The sequence below is a fragment of the Sorangium sp. So ce124 genome, from assembly GCF_051525235.1.
Classification (GTDB): domain Bacteria; phylum Myxococcota_A; class Polyangia; order Polyangiales; family Polyangiaceae; genus Sorangium; species Sorangium atrum.
The window spans coordinates 4820670-4835629 of sequence record NZ_CP150312.1 but is presented as its reverse complement, the minus strand read 5'-3'; the positions used below and the strand labels follow the sequence as shown (position 1 = coordinate 4835629).

The 14960-nt window shown below is 71.4% G+C and carries 12 protein-coding genes; 5 read left to right on the top strand and 7 right to left on the bottom strand.

The window, feature by feature from the left end; genetic code table 11:
* Positions 1-84: 84 nt before the first annotated feature.
* Entirely contained in the window at positions 85-1737 is a 1653-nt protein-coding gene (locus tag WMF19_RS18170; protein ID WP_437900247.1) for a hypothetical protein, read from the top strand.
* A gap of 235 nt (positions 1738-1972) precedes the next feature.
* Here the strand turns inward: WMF19_RS18170 and WMF19_RS18165 are convergent, their stop codons facing one another.
* From WMF19_RS18165 to WMF19_RS18150, 4 genes are all read right to left on the bottom strand, one after another.
* The gene (locus WMF19_RS18165) at positions 1973-3034 is read right to left on the bottom strand and encodes a beta-ketoacyl synthase N-terminal-like domain-containing protein (RefSeq protein ID WP_437900246.1); all 1062 of its coding nucleotides are present in this window, start codon (positions 3032-3034) and stop codon (positions 1973-1975) included.
* A complete protein-coding gene (locus tag WMF19_RS18160) occupies positions 3031-4062 on the bottom strand; it encodes a DUF2169 family type VI secretion system accessory protein (protein ID WP_437900245.1) in 1032 nt (343 codons plus the stop codon). Before WMF19_RS18160 ends, WMF19_RS18165 begins: the two co-directional genes overlap by 4 nt.
* A gap of 63 nt (positions 4063-4125) precedes the next feature.
* Positions 4126-5583, bottom strand: coding sequence for a YkgJ family cysteine cluster protein (locus WMF19_RS18155; protein WP_437900244.1), 1458 nt, complete (start codon positions 5581-5583; stop codon positions 4126-4128).
* A 111-nt stretch (positions 5584-5694) separates the two neighbouring features.
* Positions 5695-6999: a DUF1566 domain-containing protein gene (locus tag WMF19_RS18150; RefSeq protein WP_437900243.1), complete on the bottom strand. Its 1305-nt coding sequence runs from the start codon at positions 6997-6999 to the stop codon at positions 5695-5697.
* A 561-nt stretch (positions 7000-7560) separates the two neighbouring features.
* On the opposite strand from WMF19_RS18150, the gene WMF19_RS18145 reads away from it, so the two are divergent.
* From WMF19_RS18145 to WMF19_RS18135, 3 genes are read left to right on the top strand one after another with little or no spacing between them, the layout of a single operon-like run.
* Positions 7561-8580: a sugar-binding protein gene (locus WMF19_RS18145; protein WP_437329839.1), complete on the top strand. Its 1020-nt coding sequence runs from the start codon at positions 7561-7563 to the stop codon at positions 8578-8580.
* Between the two features lie 32 nt (positions 8581-8612).
* Positions 8613-10115: a sugar ABC transporter ATP-binding protein gene (locus tag WMF19_RS18140; protein WP_437901644.1), complete on the top strand. Its 1503-nt coding sequence runs from the start codon at positions 8613-8615 to the stop codon at positions 10113-10115.
* Entirely contained in the window at positions 10112-11227 is a 1116-nt protein-coding gene (locus tag WMF19_RS18135) for an ABC transporter permease (protein WP_437900242.1), read from the top strand. Before WMF19_RS18140 ends, WMF19_RS18135 begins: the two co-directional genes overlap by 4 nt.
* Positions 11228-11513: 286 nt before the next feature.
* Here WMF19_RS18135 and WMF19_RS18130 read toward each other — a convergent pair whose 3' ends face one another.
* Entirely contained in the window at positions 11514-12515 is a 1002-nt protein-coding gene (locus tag WMF19_RS18130) for a hypothetical protein (protein WP_437900241.1), read from the bottom strand.
* Between the two features lie 105 nt (positions 12516-12620).
* On the opposite strand from WMF19_RS18130, the gene WMF19_RS18125 reads away from it, so the two are divergent.
* Complete coding sequence (locus tag WMF19_RS18125) at positions 12621-13697, top strand: glycosyltransferase family protein (RefSeq protein WP_437329836.1); 1077 nt, start codon at positions 12621-12623, stop codon at positions 13695-13697.
* A gap of 50 nt (positions 13698-13747) precedes the next feature.
* Here the strand turns inward: WMF19_RS18125 and WMF19_RS18120 are convergent, their stop codons facing one another.
* Both WMF19_RS18120 and WMF19_RS18115 read right to left on the bottom strand, forming a co-directional pair.
* Positions 13748-14008, bottom strand: coding sequence for a hypothetical protein (locus WMF19_RS18120; RefSeq protein WP_437329835.1), 261 nt, complete (start codon positions 14006-14008; stop codon positions 13748-13750).
* 110 nt (positions 14009-14118) lie between these two features.
* Positions 14119-14910, bottom strand: coding sequence for a Stp1/IreP family PP2C-type Ser/Thr phosphatase (locus WMF19_RS18115; RefSeq protein WP_437900240.1), 792 nt, complete (start codon positions 14908-14910; stop codon positions 14119-14121).
* Positions 14911-14960: the final 50 nt, after the last annotated feature.

Genomic DNA, 14960 nt, shown 5'->3' with positions numbered 1-14960 from the left:
GAACACCTCTCGGAGCGCGCGCGTCGCGGTTTCGCCTTCGAGCCCGACCAGCACGGCACCCCTAGCTCCCAGGATCTGTGCGCCATGCTCGCGGCACGAGGCCTACCGATCTACGATGCCGTCCTCGCGGCGCAGCGCGAGCTCGGCGGCGTCCGTTCCCCCATCCTGACGATCGACCCTGCCGCCACGCTCGAGGCAGGCGCGTTCAAGCCGCAGCCGACCCCGGCCGGAGAGCTCGCGATCCCCATCGGATCGAGCACACACGATCCGGAGGCTGTCATCGAGTACCTCATGGATTCGGCCGGCCGGATCTACCGCGCCCGCTTCCTTTCGAACGGCAAGCCCGCCACGCGCTGCACCCCTGTGGCTGACTCGTTGCTCGCCGCACTGGAAAAACTCGCGCTGCTCGCCGAGGTCCAGCCGCTCCGGCGAGGAGCGCTCTGCGTCACGGCATACGTTCGCGCCGGCAGCGCCGTCGCCGGACGGCTCGGCGCGGACATTGTCGAGAAAGCATCGGATGAGCAGCACCGGTTCTGGTCGCGTGGCTCGCTGCTCGTGGCAGAGGGCGATCCGTACGCCGACAGGCGTGGCGACATCACTCGGATCTTCGCTCCTTCCGTGGAAGAAGCCGCTCTGGCCATCGAGGCGCTCGCGACCCTCGCGCCGCGGCCCGCGGGGGCGGTCGAGGCCGGATGGATGGACATCGAGGAGCATGTGGAGCGCTCTCACCCAGCCGAGCCGCGGGTTCCCGCCGCGGCGCTCCCGGCCCGCCTCGACGATCCGACGGAGCAGGGCTTCCTCTGGGCAGAGCGCGGTGCGGCGGAGGGGGTGAGCGTTCACCTGATCCGCAAGGTGGGCGGCGCGCTCGCAGCGCGGACCTCGTTCAGCACACGCGGTTTCGTCCGGCGGTTGTTCGCCGACCCGCCGAGCTGGCTCGACGGGCTACTCAGCGAGCGGGCGGTGCGCGTGCTCGAGCGGGCCGGCGCGCGACGCGACCCATCCCTGATGACGGACCGCAATGATCTCGTGCGTCGGCTGCGCGCGCTCAAGCTACCGGTCTCCAAGCAGATCCTCGAGATGGAGGAGGCCATCGGCGGGCTCGTTTATGACGATCGCGTTTATGGGATCTTCGCGCAGATGAAGCGCGGCCGCACCTGGAATCCATCTTATCAAGGAACGCCGCTCATCTCGTTCTCGGACACTCACCGCTATGTCGACGCGAGCGGTCACATCTATCTTACAGACGACATCGCGCTCGGCGGCATCATCGCCGACTCATGGCCGGTGTATCTCGAGCGGGAAGCCCTCTCGATGCTCGACTTCGAGTCGGCCGGAAGGGTGCACTCCCTGCGGCTCAACGCGCGCTGGGGAGAGCGGCTCGCCGAAATGTTCGGCGCCACCGCGCTGCCGGAGTGCAGCGACAGCCGGGAGCGGTGCTGGCGCAGCCTGGACGTCTGGCTAACGGAAAAGGAAGGAGCCCTCGATTTCTGGCTGGCCGGCACATGGGTCGAGAGCTTCTCGCTCGATCCGCTCGTCGACGCGCTGCGGCTCGCCGCTGTGGCGGATCCGCCCATCATCGTGCACTATGGCCGCGCTCGCGAGGCCCCCGCTCGTCCCCGCGCTCCTGAGGGCCCTCCCATCGCCGCCGCGCCCCGCTGCGGCGAGCACTCGCTCAAGCTCCTCGGCGAGCTCACCGCCTATGGCGAACCCGGTCGCTACGTCCTCGTCGAGCGCTGAGGACACGTCGCCGCCTGCACGCGCCTCCAGCCGTCGTCTCGGCCGGATAGTGGTCAGATTTGAACATGAAGGCGGGAAGGAAACCTTAATGATCTTCCCGCCTTCCCGCCTTCATGTGGACTCTCTCTGGGCAAAGTTGACCACTACCCTCGGCCGCGAGGAGGCGCAGCGCGCGTCGATCGGCTCCTCGGCTCGACGTCGAGCGGACGCGCGCACGCGGGCGGCGCGCTCGCCGTCACTCCGGCGCCACGACCACCATCGCCGCGCGCTCCCCGCCGTCGCTCCCGGCGAGGGAGACCGCACACGGGTGCGGCGCGAAGCCCCGCGCGAACGCCTCCGACGCGATGGCGAGGTGCAGCGGCATCGCCGCGGCGCCGAGCGCGCCGATCCGCTGGGCGGGGCACTCCAGCTGCTGCGGATCGCAGAAGAGCTGCTGCGTGCGCACCGACGCCGCCTGGAGCTCGAAATGGCGGAAGGTCTCGAAGGTGATATCGGTGAGCATCCAGCCGGCCCGCAGCCCGCGCTCGGCGAGCGGCGCGAGCGCAGCGCGGAGCGCGGCGGTGAGGCCCGTGGCCTGGAACGCAGACTCGTCGTTGTCCGGGCGGGCCCGCTCGTGCGCGGTGGAGACGCCCACGATCTGCCCCAGCTCGCGGAGGAGCGCGCGCCGCGCGACGTCGGGGCGCATGAGGACCACGAAGGCCGCGCACTCGCCGGGGACGAGCGCGTCCAGGTTGTCCGACCGGAAGAGCCGGCCCGCGGCGTCGAGCGCGCCGATGCGCGCTGGGTCGTAGTCGGTGTGCACGCCGCCGAGCAGCGCCGCGTCGATCGCGCCTCGCGCCAGCGCGTCGCACAGCTCCGGCAGCAAGTACCCCGGCGCGGCGGGCCCTCGCGTCGAGACCTTCACCGCGATCTCCGGCGCGCACCCGTACGCTTGCGCCCGCGCGGCGAGCTCGGCGGCGACCCGCTGCGCCGGGGCCTCGCCGCCAGGCGGCCGCTGCCCCAGGTGCTCGTCGAGGCACAGGCCCATCTGCATGCGCAGCCCCCGCGCCGCGGGGCCGAGCTTCTCGAGCGCCTCGCCGAGCGCGCGCTCCGCGAGCAGGACGGCGCGCGCCGCGCCCGTGACCCGCGGATCGAGCGTGGGCAGGAAGCACATCGTGACGGGCTCGCCCTGCCCGTCCACGAGCGGCGACTCGCGCATCGCCGCGGCCGAGGCGCGGTGCGAGAAGGCGGTGTCGATCGAGCGCAGCCCGACGGGCGTGACCGCGCCCGCGGCCACCATGGCGGCGAGGGGCCTCACGCTCGCCCCCGCTCGCGCACGATCACGCGCGCGTCCTTCATCCGCCGGGGCGCCTTGACGTGCGCGCGCCAGACCATCTCGACGGCCACCGGCTTCTGCGGGCCGGTGGCGTAGAGGTCGACGAGCACGGTGTCGAGGTGGGGCACGAAGGCGACAGGCGCGCGGTCCTTCACGTGGAACTCGATCTCGACCTGCACCTTCGGGAGCTCGAAGCTGAGCGCCCCCTCGGGCGTGAGGTTGAGCGCCCGCACCGGCTCGCCGCCCGCGAGCGGCGGATCCGCGATGAGGCCCGGCGAGGCGCAGAGGTTGAAGCGGTGGTCGAAGTCCTCGGGCAGGAGCGGCGCGCGGTTCTCCCGCCACGCGGCGTCGTACGTCCCGGCGTACGCGCGGCGCGGCTCCCAGTGCCGGCCGACGACCCCGATCCCGGCGGGCGGCGGCGCGGTCTTCGAGGTCCGGATCGGGTACGAGGGATCCTCGATGGCCGGCGCCTGCTGGTGGGTGAGCGAGGCCGGCGCGCGCGTGACGCCCGTGCCGATCGGGTTGCGCGGCTCCTCGAGAGGCGCCGCGGGATCGTCGTCGTCCCGCCCGCCCCAGGCGTGGTCGTAGCGCATGTCGATCTGCTCGATGGGCGAAGGCGCGGTGAGGGCGGCGCCCTTGTCCACCCAGAGCCGCTTGCCGAACACGACGAGCGATTTGCTGAGCGGGCCCACCTCGACGCGCACGTCGAACGACGGCACCGCCTTGCCGTTCGGCGCGTACGCAGTGGCCACGAAGATCACGTCGGTCGCAGGCTTGAACAGGCAGACGTCGGCGGGGTACGCGACGCTCTCGGGCTTCTTCTCCTCCCAGGGCAGGTCGGCGAGGCGGACCCCGCGCGTGCGCTCGGGGGGCGCGAGCTCGAGGCTGCCGTCGCCCTGGAGCTCGAAGCTCGCCTTGACGATCGTGACCAGCTGCTCGCCGTCCCGGTCGACGAGCAGCTGTGGATGCGCGGCGAAGTCCGTCTTGTTGTCGAGCGGGGGCTGGCTCATCGCGGGCGCATTATCGACAGGATCGGAGCCGATGTCTCTCCGAGTTCGAGGAGACGCACGCGATCACCCGGCCGTGGCCGCCTCGGCGGCGTACGCGTCGAGGCCGTGGCCTCGCAGCGTCGCCTCCACGAGCGCGATCGGCTCGGCGCAGGCCGGGTCGTCCGCGCCCTCCCCGTCGACGACCGCCGGCAGCGCCCGGGCAACGACGAGCCGCACGGCGCGATCGCGGAGCGCGAGCGAGAGCGGCAGCGCCCCGAGCAGGCGGTGGCCGTGCAAGGCCGCGCGGAGGGTGAAGCGCTCGCGGTCGCCCACGCGCGCGGGCACGGGCGCGAGGAGCAGCGCGCCGAGCAGGTCGGGCTCGGCCAGCGCCAGCGTCGCGTCCGCGATCCACCGCGTGGCCCTCCCCGCGAGGTCCCGCTCGCTCCGCCAGGCGGCGTCCTCGCGCGCCCGCCGCGCCGCGCGGCCGTGGAGCGCGGCGAGCCAGGGCGCGAGCGCCGCCGGATCCAGCGGATCGGGCCGCTCGAAGCGCGCGATCGCCCCCTCGGTGAGGCCCTCGGCCTCGATCGCGCCGGCGAGCGAGAAGAGGCCCGCGGCGACGTCGGGCGGGGGCGCTGCCGCGGCGAGGCGCCGCGACCAGGCGACAACCTCGGCGCGGGAGGCGGTCGCGCCGGGCGCCACCTGCGCGCGGTCCGGCAGCCGGGCGACATCGATGCGCTCGTCCAGATCCCCCCGCGTGACGAGCCGCGGATCGAGCAGCGGCGCGCCGCCGGGGCGGCCCGCGCTGGCCAGCACGCAGGCGCACTCCACGGCGACCGAGACGCGCACCGACTCGCCGTCGTCGACGAAGCTGGTCGGGAAGGTGCGGCACCCGAGCGGCTTGGCCTCGGGCCCGCCCCTCGCGTGGAGCGAGCAGCGCCCCTCGCCCTCGAGGTAGGCGCACCGCCCGTCCCGCATCGCCACGACGGAGGCCGCGCACGGCCACGTCCCGCGCTCCGGCGTGAAGGCCCGCTCGCGCCGCGCGCCCCCGCTCAGCACATCGGGCCGCAATGCCCGCGCCCGCGCCGCCTCCTCGGGATCGAAGAGGATCGAGGCGTAGATCCGGCAGCAGCTCCCGCGGCCGTCGCAGTGCAGGCTGAAGTCGGGCAGCACCTCCAGCGGGCGCTGGCGGGGATCGCGCTCCCCCGGGTCGAGCGCCGCGGCCGCCGTGGACCCGAAGCGCGCCGCGTCCTCGCCGGCGTCGTCCGCTCCGAGCAGCCCCGCGGCGTGGAGCTCCGCGAAGAACGCCTGCGCCGCGGGCACACGCGCGTGCGCGCCCTCGCGGGCCGCCGCGATGACGATGCCCTCGACGTCGCGCGTCCCGTCGGCCGCGGAGAGCAGGACCCACTCCCGAGCGCCGAGCTGGAGCAGCTGCCCCGTGCGGGCATCGTGGAGGATGACGCGCTCTTCCTCGCCGACCAGGTGGCGCCGCGCGAGCACGTGGGCGGCGAGGCGAGGGCGCGCCGGCGGCGTGCTCGGGCTCACCCGAGCCACGCTATCCGACGCCGGCGGCGGCGCGCCACCGAAACGAGGCGCGGCGGCGCCGGCCTCACCGCCGCGCTCCCCAGGCGAAGCGCGACGGCCGCTGCGGCGCCCTCAGCGCACGCACTTCACCCACGCGGCCGTGAAATAGTTCCACTTGCCGCTCTCACCCGCGTTGAACCCGGTGAAGCCGTCGTCGAAATTGAGCGCCCAGGCCGCCGCGGCGTTCCCCACGGCCGCGTGGGAGCCCCAGTACCAGTCGTTGCTGCGGGAGCCGTACTGCGTGTCGGGGAACATCGTGCGGTTGATCGACGGCGCCACCTGCGCCTCGTCGACGAGGGTCGCGAGCTCCCGGATGCTGGGCAGGCGCCACGCGTGGCCGTTGAGATCGAGCGTCGCGCAGTAGCCCTCCGCCTCGGCCCAGGCCATCGTGGCCGGCGAATACCCCTGCTGCCAGACGAGGCCTGTGTACCTGTCCATCACCTCGCCGGGCGACACGACGGTGTACTGGTCGGGCGGGGCCACGGCCGGGCTGCTCGGCGCCTCGCCATCGCCGTTGCCTCGCACGCAGCGCAGGCTCGCCGCGGTCGCCTTGGAGTAGGCGTTGCTGACGATCCCGTCGCTCAGGTTGAAGGCCCAGGCATAGTCGCGCCCCGCGCCGGCGCCGGCCTGCCGGATGGTGAGGATCCAGTCGGATGCCGTCTTGTGGAAGCCCCCGCGCGCCCCCGGGAACGCGCCCCTGTCGATGGCCGGGCTCCGGGTGAAGTCGACGATCGACGTCATCTCGATGCGCGTGGGAAGGCGCCAGTCGGAGGACCCGCCGAGCGTCAGGCCGTCGCAATAGCCGATCGCCTGCTCCCACGTGTACGCCTCGGAAGGAGGGGTCTCTTGCCATTCGAGGCATGTGACGTTGTCGCGCACCACGCCGCCCCCCACATCGGTGTAGCTCGCGGGGTTGGGCAGGCCGCTGCCCGCCGGGTTGGGCATGGGCCAGCACGCCCACTTGTGCGTCCCGCAGGCAGCGGCCCTGCTGCAGGTGTCGCTCGCTCCGCCCGCGCCCCCGCTGCCCGGACCACCGCCCTCCCCGGCCGCTCCGCCGTTGCCCGGCGCGCCGCCGCTCACGGTGCTCTCCGCGCCCCCGCTCGCGGTGCCCTCCGCTCCCCCATCCCCTGGCGCGCCGCCGCTCGCGCTGCTCTCCGCGCCGCCGACCCCGGCGCCCGTCTCCGAGGCTCCGCCTGTCGCGAGCGCGCCGCCCGTCCCCCACCCGCCGCTCCCCGCGATCGCACCGCGGTCGCCGCCCTCCTCGCCGCACGCCGCGGCCGCGAGCACCACGCCGAGCGCGACCCCCGTCCGGGCACGCGCCGCGGCGACGGACATCACCCAGGTCGCGTCAACGACCCACCGCTTGCTTCGATTCACAGGCACCTCCGCGCGCTCAAGCCAATGTCGCAAGACAAATATGCTCGAACCGCACCAACCTATCACACGCTGCGCAAAGGTCGCCAACGCACGCACCGGAAGACTGGCATATTTCCTGCCAACCTACAGAAATCGCCCAGCGCCGTCATCTCAGCCCATGCTCGATGTGCTGAGTCGCAGACCCTGCGCGCCTTCGGCAGGCGCAACGCCCCGGATCGCACCGGGCGACCGTGCGTTCCCGTGCCCTGACAATTCTTCGATCAGCCTTAACCCGTGACGTCCCGCGCGCCCAGCACCCGCCGATCGGAGTTGACACCGAAAATGTGAACGTTCACAATGAATTCCTGCGGGCATCCTTTGTCCTCGGATACATTCCGATGGTGGAGACCGAGGAGTGGTTCGGCCTCCAGGGACGCGGAGGGTAGACCCCAGCCACCGGGGCGCACTGTGGAAAGACGCGCCGCCAGCTTTGCGGCAGATCACGGGGACAACGGCCGGGTAAGGGCGACGCCACGCGTGATGTCAACACGTTCTTGAAGTGAATCAGCAAGGAGACCAGCCGTGAAAGAGACGAAGTCCTGGGGCAAGGGTTGGGCGGTCGTAGCGCCCTTCCTGTTGGGGCTGCTCGCCATGACGGGGTGCAACGAGAAGAGCGAGGGGACGGGCGCCGCGCCAGCCGAGGGCGCCGGCTCGAAGCCGAAGGTCGTCAAGCTCGCTTTCGTCACCAACAACGCGTCCGAGTTCTGGAAGATCGCTCAGGCGGGCGTCCGGAAATACGAGCAAGAAAGCAAGGTTCAGGTCGACGTGAAGATGCCGTCGAACGGCACCACGGAGGAGCAGAACCAGATCCTCGAAAACCTCTCGAGTCAGGGCTACGACGCCATCGCCGTGAGCGCCATCGCGCCCGCCGATCAGGTCCCGGTGCTCAACAAGGTGGCCGAGAAGAGCAAGCTCATCACGTTCGACTCGGACGCCCCGGCGTCGAGCCGACTGCTCTACATCGGCACCAACAACCACGAGGCCGGCAAGGCGCTCGGCGCCTATATCGTGAAGCTCCTCCCGGAAGGCGGTAAGATGGCCGTGTTCGTCGGCACGCTCTCCGCGGACAACGCGAAGCAGCGCCTGCAAGGCATCCAGGACGCGATCGCCGGCAAGAACATCGAGATCGTCGACAAGCGCGAGGACAACACCGACCGCGCGAAGGCGCGCTCCAACGTGGAGGACATCATCAACGCGCACCCGGACCTGAAGCTCGTCGCAGGCCTGTGGTCCTACAACGGCCCCGCCATCGCGGCGGCCATCGAGGCGCTCGGGAAGAAGGGGAAGGTCCTCGCGGCGGTGTTCGACGAGGAGCAGGAGACGCTCACGGCCATCGAGAACGGCACGATCTCGGCCACGGTCGTCCAGAAGCCGTTTCAGTTCGGTTACCTGGCGAGCAAGTGGGCGCATGAGCTCTCGGTCAAGCCCGACACGGCGAAGGCGCAGATCCCGGCCAACAAGAGCATCGACACCGGCATCGAGGTGATCGAAAAGACCAACGTGGCGGCCTTCAAACAGCAGCTCGCCGAAATGAAGAAGTGAGCGTGACCGCGACCGCCCCGGATCTGCTCTCGATGCGCGCGATCACCAAGCGGTTTCCCGGCGTGGTCGCGCTCCAGGGCGTCTCTCTCTCGCTGAAGCCGGGCGAGGTGCTCGCCCTCATGGGCGAGAACGGCGCCGGCAAGAGCACGCTCATGAAGATCCTGGGGGGCGCCCAGCAGCCCGATGAGGGCGAGATCCGCATCGACGGAAAGAGCGTCGCCATCGAGAGCGTGCGCGCCGCCAAGCGCCTCGGCATCGCGCTCATCCATCAGGAGCTGATGCTGGCGCCAAACCTGGACATCGCGGCCAACATCTTCCTCGGCAACGAAGGCGGCGCGACAGGGCTGCTCCTCCGTCCGCTGAAGAAGGGCGACATGCACGCCCGCGCCAGGGAGCTGCTCCTGCGCGTGGGCCTGCCGCTCCCGCCCTCGACCCCGGTGTCCGCGTTGACCGCGGGCCAGATGCAGATGGTCGAGATCGCCAAGGCGCTCGCCCTGAGCGCGCGCATCCTCATCATGGACGAGCCGACTTCGTCGCTCACGAGCGGTGAGTCCGAGCACCTCTTCGGGATCATCCGCAAGCTCCGGGCGGACGGCATCGGCATCGTCTACATCTCGCACCGGATGGAAGAGGTCATGACGCTTGCGGACCGGGTGACGGTCCTGCGCGACGGCCGCTACGTCGGGGACCTCACGCGCGCGGAGGCGACGCGCGAACGGATCGTCGCCATGATGGTGGGCCGCGAGCTCAGCGCGCACTACTTCCCGGAGAGGCGGCCCCGCCGATCGACCGAGCCCGTGCTGGTGGTCGAGGGGCTCGTCGTGCCCGGCGCGCCCGCGCAGGTCTCTTTTTCGGCCGGACACGGGGAGATCCTCGGCTTCGCCGGCCTGGTCGGCTCGGGCCGCACGGAGCTCATGCAGACGATCTTCGGGGTGACGAAGGCGCTCGGGGGACGCATGACGCTCGAAGGCAAGGGGTTTGCTCCTCGAAAACCCAGGGATGCCATCGACCGCGGTGTCTACCTGGCGCCGGAGGATCGCAAGCGCCACGGCCTCGTGCTGCCGCTCAGCGTCGCAGAGAACACCTCCCTGCCCAACATCGGCAGCTACGGCCGCTGGGGCTTCTTGAACAGGGAGACGGAGCGCCGGGTCGCCGAATCGGAGGTGGAGCGCTTGAGGACGAAGACGCCCGGCATTCGTCAGCCCGTCGTGAACCTCTCCGGCGGAAACCAGCAGAAGGTGGTGCTCGGAAAATGGCTGGCCATGAACCCGCGCGTGCTCATCCTGGACGAGCCGACGCGGGGCATCGACGTCGGCGCCAAAGCCGAGATCTACCGCCACATGGCCGCCCTCGCGGATGAAGGCATCACGATCTTGATGGTCAGCTCGGACATGGAAGAGATCATCGGAATGAGCGATCGCGTCGCCGTCATGCACGAGCGACGCATCAAGGGCGTGCTGCCGCGGGAACGGCTCAGCCAGGAGCGGATCGCGACCTTGATGACGGGCCACGCGGACAAGGAGGCTCTGTCGTGAGGCGCGAGCTCGGGATGACCATCGCGCTCGTCGTGATGTGTCTGGGCCTCTACATCTCGAACCCGGATTTCCTCGGGCAGTCGAACTCGATCAACACCCTGCGGCAGATCTCGATGCTCGGGATCTTCGCGATGGGCATCGGGTTCGTCATCATCGCCGGCGGCATCGATCTGTCGATCGGGTCCGTGATCGGCCTGACGGGCGTCCTCATCGCCAAGCTCTCATCGACCCAGCTCGGCGGCCTGGGCTACCCGCTGTGGATCGGCATTCCGGTGGCGCTCGGCGTGGCGCTGCTGATCGGCCTCGGCCAGGGCTTGTTGATCACGCGGCTCAAGCTGCAGCCGTTCATCGTCACGCTCGGCGGCATGTTGTTCTTGCGCGGCGTCTCGCAGACCATCGCCCAGGGGGGCACCCTGAGCCTCGGTGGCTCGCCGCTGCTCGCCCTCGCGAACGGCGGGCTGCTCAAGAGCGGGAGCGACGCGCTCGTCCCGTACCCGCTCCTGATGTTCCTCGCCGTGAGCGCCGTGGCGACCTATGCGCTGCACTTCACGGTGTTCGGCCGTTACGTGTATGCGATCGGCGGCAACCGCGACGCGGCCGAGTACTCCGGCATCAACGTGAGGCGGGTGGAGACGTCTACCTATGTGATCTCCGCGGGCCTCGGCGGCGTGGCTGGCGTCTGTTACGCCTCGTACATCGGGCAGATGTCGCAGCAGGTCGGCATCGCGTACGAGATGTATGCGATCGCCGCGGCCGTGCTCGGCGGCTGCTCGCTTCGCGGGGGTGAAGGCACGGTGCTCGGCATCATCATCGGTTCCGCGGTGATGCGCGTCATCGACAACGGCATCAATATGTTCCAGCTGCCGTACCAGGACGCTGACCGCATTCAACGCATCTGGCGCCTGGACCCGAACTGGACCTTCATCATCATCGGCGCCGTGATCCTCGTCGCCGTGATCCTCGACCAGATCGTGCACATGGTGCAGACGAAGCGGCGCATCCGACATGCCTCCGCGGGCGCCGCCGAGGCGGCGCAGAGCCTGCAGGCGGCCGCGGCGATCAGCGCAGCGGAGTCGCCCGCCGCGCGAGCGCCCGATCGCGAGAGCGCCTGAGCTTTCCCGCGATGGGGACGAACCGGCAATCCGCCAAGAGCGCCCCGCCCTGACCTATCAGGGAAGTCGTCGCCTCCTCAGCCCGGCGGTCCGGCCTGAGCGGCGCTGGCGTCCGTGACCCCCTGTCGCCCGCCCCGTCTCGGCGCCATGACGGCGCCATGTCAGTGCACACGAAGAAGACGTCTATCGGCCTGTCCAACAACAGCAGGCCGAAGAACAAGAACAAGAGACATCACTGGAAGCGCTACCGCGGCCAGGGCAAGTCCCACCACGGGTGAGACCGCCGTCACGGCGAGGTGAGCCGGCGAGCGCAGCCCGCCGCCCGACCCACGAGCGCGGCGGCCGCGACCACGCCGCGCGCCCGCAGCGTATCCCGGGGCGAATGCGCCTCCGGCGGCGCCACGAACGCCTCCAGCCAGGCCTCGGCCGGCGGCCGCGCCAGCACCCCGCCGAGGTCGAACAGCGAGAGATCCGAGACCCCGGCCGCCTCCGCGGCGGCCACGTCCTCGCGGAGCTCGGCGACCGAGCGGTAGACCGGCTCGTCGCCGAGCGCGCCTTTGCCCACGGCGCCCAGCGAGGCGCCCGCCCTCGGACCGAACCGCCGGGCCGCGGCGCGGCACCCCCAGGCGAGCAGCGCGACCGCGTCCTCCCGGCCGAGCGCGCCGCGCGAATACCCCTCGAACAGCGATGTGTACAGCATCGCGCCGACGCGCCCCCACGGCGGCGCGGACACGGGCGTCCCGAGCAGCCGCTCCCAGCCGCGCGCCGGCCCGTCGGTCAAGACGAGCGGCACGATCGCGGCCGAGGTCGCCATCCCGCGCGCGTGCACCGCGCCCGCCAGCTCCGCGTACGCGCGCTGCGCCTCGATCCACCGGGGGCTCCCCCGCGCTTCCCGTGGCCCACCGCCGAGCAGATCGAGCGCGCCGCGCCCCCCGGCGAGCGCCCGCCGCACCGCATCGATCGGCGGCTCGAGGTCGAACACGATCTCCGCCGCGGCCAGGCGCCGCGCGTCGAGCGCGTCCAGCAGCCGCGCGACGAACGCGCCGAACGCCGCCGCGTTGCAGGCGCTCGCCCAGCGCCCGTCCTCGTCCGCGATCATCGGCCACACCGCGACCGCCACCCCCGCGTCCGCGCACGCCGCGACGAGATCCGGCAGCCCCGCCGCTGTGTCCGGCCGCACCGCGATCGAGAGCTCCAGCGCATACCGACGCAGCAGCGCGAGCGTCCCGGGCATCCGCACCACCTCGAGCGGCAGCAGCTCGCTCCAGATCCGGCGGCGGGGCGTCACGCTCGCCGCCCGCGCCGCGGCGCCGCCTGCGCTCGGTCGCCGTCCGCGCCGCGGCGGCGCCGTTTCCTTCCGAACGCCCCAAAGCCCCCGCTACACTCGCGCGTCATGAAGATCCTCTATGGCGTCGTCGGCGAAGGGATGGGGCACGCCATGCGCTCGCGCGTGGTGATCGAACACCTGCTCGCGCAGGGACACGAGCTCGAGATCATGGCGTCGGGCAGGGCGACCGACTTCCTGTCCAAGCGCTTCGCGGGGGTGAACCGCATCCACGGGCTCCACATGATCTACGAGGAGAACCGGGTGCGTCGCGGCAAGACGCTCTGGTCCAACGTGCTCTCCGGCGCGACGGGCACGCCGAAGAACATCGCCGCGTACTTCGAGCTCATCAAGGACTTTCGCCCCGAGCTCACCGTCAGCGACTTCGAGTCGTGGACGTACCTCTACGCCAAGCTCCACCGGCTGCCGATCCTCTCGGTCGACAACATGCAGATCATCAACCGGTGCACCCACGACGCGGAGATCCTCGCCGGCCACGAGGCGGGTTTCCAGCTCACGCGCGCGTTCGTGAAGAGCAAGCTGCCGTTCTGCAACCATTACGTCATCGCCACGTTCTTCCGCCCGCCGGTCCGCAAGCAGGAGACGACGCTGGTCCCGCCGATCCTCCGCCCCGAGATCATCGCCGCGAACCGCCGCCCCGGGGAGCACCTGCTCGTCTACCAGACCGCCGAGGGGAACGACGCGCTCTCGGCGACGCTCGCGAAGACCGGGCTCGAGTGCCGCATCTACGGGATGCGCCGGAACATCACGGAGGAGCAGGTCGAGGGCAACCTGCGCTACCGCCCCTTCAGCGAGGAGGGCTTCATCGACGACCTCGCCTCGTGCCGCGCCGTCATCGCCGGCGGCGGGTTCACGCTGATGGGGGAGGCGGTCTACCTGCGCAAGCCGATGCTCGCCGTCCCCCTCGGCCGCCAGTTCGAGCAGGTGCTCAACGCCCGCTACCTCGAGCGCGAGGGCTTCGGCCGCGGCGCCGATTCACTGGACGACCCGGCCGTCGTCGCCGATTTCGTGAAGGCCATCCCGGCCTGCGAAGAGAAGCTCGCGGGCTACTCCCAGGACGGCAACCGGCAGCTGTTCGAGGTGATGGACGGCCTGCTCGATCGCGCGCACGCCGGCGTGCTCTGAGCGCGGCGCGCTGGCGCGCCGCGCTCGCGGCGTGGACACCGCGCCCTCCCCTACTTCGGCCTGCAGCCCTTGAGGTCCGAGCCGGAGATGCCGTTGCACTCCTGCTCCGCGGGGCAGTCCGACTGCTCGACGCACGTCTTCAGGCACTCGAGCGCCGCGCTGTCGTCGGGCTTGCCGCAGACCGCCCCGCCCTCACACTCGCCGTCCGCGCCCTCTTCCTCGCACGCCTCGCCGAGCGCCGCCTCGCCGCCGCAGCCCCACGCGAGCAGCGCGCCGACGAAGAGCCCCATCCCGATCCACCTGGTTCGCATGCATGACCTCCCTTGTCTTCAGCCCACGTGCACGCGGCACGGGCGCGGCGGCGCCGCCCACGCGACGGCGCGGCGCGCTCCCGCCCCCCTCCGCACGCCTCCCTCCGATGCTACCGCGCGCTGCGGCTCTTGACGCCCTGGCGCTGGCTCCACGACGCCGATGCCGTCTCCTCGATCCGGATGAGCACGGCGGTGATGTTGTCGCGGCCACCGTTCTCGTTGGCGCAGTCGATGAGCTTGCAGCACGCGTCGGCGAGCACGGCGTTGTCCTCGACGATGCGCGCGATCTCGCGATCGTCCACGAGCCCGTGGAGGCCGTCGGAGCAGAGGAGGAACACGTCGCCGGCCTCGACGCGCTCCGCGCGCAGGTCGATGTCGACGCTGGGGGCGATGCCGAGCGCCCGCGTGATCACGTTGCGGGGCAGGTAGGCGAGGTCGCGCTCCGTGAGGTCGGGCCGCTCGAGGAGCGCGTCCGCGATGAGCGAGTGGTCGCGGGTCAGCTGCGAGATATCGCCGTTGCGGAGGAGGTAGCAGCGGCTGTCGCCGGCGTGGGCGACGTAGAACTTGCGCTCCCGCGGCGAGAACGCCGCGGCGACGACCGTGGTCCCCATCCCACGGTAGAACCGCGAGTCGTCGGCGTGCGCGAAGATGCGCGCGTTCGCGTACGTCACGGCGGCGCGCAGCCTGTCGCCGGTCGACGCCTTGCGCCGCTTGCCGTTCGCGTCGCGGAAGTAGCCGGCGATGGCGCTCGCGGCGATCCGGCTCGCGACCTCGCCGGCCTCGTGCCCGCCCATGCCATCCGCGACGACGTAGACGTTGAACTCGGGGAGGAGGATGTATCGGTCCTCGTTGTGGACCCGCTCCCTGCCGACGTCGGATAGACCTGCCGCGGTGGCGCGCATTCGCCCAGAGTCTAGACGACGCTTGGCCCCGCAGGGAACTGGGTTAATCT